This window comes from Paraburkholderia sp. SIMBA_053 (assembly GCF_046534895.1).
Classification (GTDB): Bacteria; Pseudomonadota; Gammaproteobacteria; order Burkholderiales; family Burkholderiaceae; genus Paraburkholderia; species Paraburkholderia caledonica.
Genome location: NZ_JAWRXU010001696.1, coordinates 1 through 236, shown reverse-complemented (window position 1 = coordinate 236; position 236 = coordinate 1). Strand labels below are relative to the sequence as shown.

Genomic DNA, 236 nt, shown 5'->3' with positions numbered 1-236 from the left:
GGAACGCGAACACGCGTGCGTCGGGCGAGCCCGTGTCGATGCTCGGACGCGCGCCCGTCTTGTCGCGCAGACGGTCGCAAATGGCGTCCTTCACGCGCAGCGTCGCGAATTCGAGGCTGCGCAGCGGCGACTTGATCGCGGTGACGTCTACGCGCAGCGTCTCGTTTGCCGAGAACCACTGCTCCCAGCTCTGCTCGAGCGCGAGGCCGTAAATGTCCTGCTCGTTGCGATACGGA

Annotated in this window: 1 protein-coding gene; it reads right to left on the bottom strand. The window is 66.1% G+C overall.

All coding sequences use genetic code 11. From position 1 onward, the window contains the following. On the bottom strand, positions 1–236 hold a 236-nt coding region (locus tag SB753_RS41320; RefSeq protein WP_410805720.1), incomplete at both ends, for a THUMP domain-containing protein.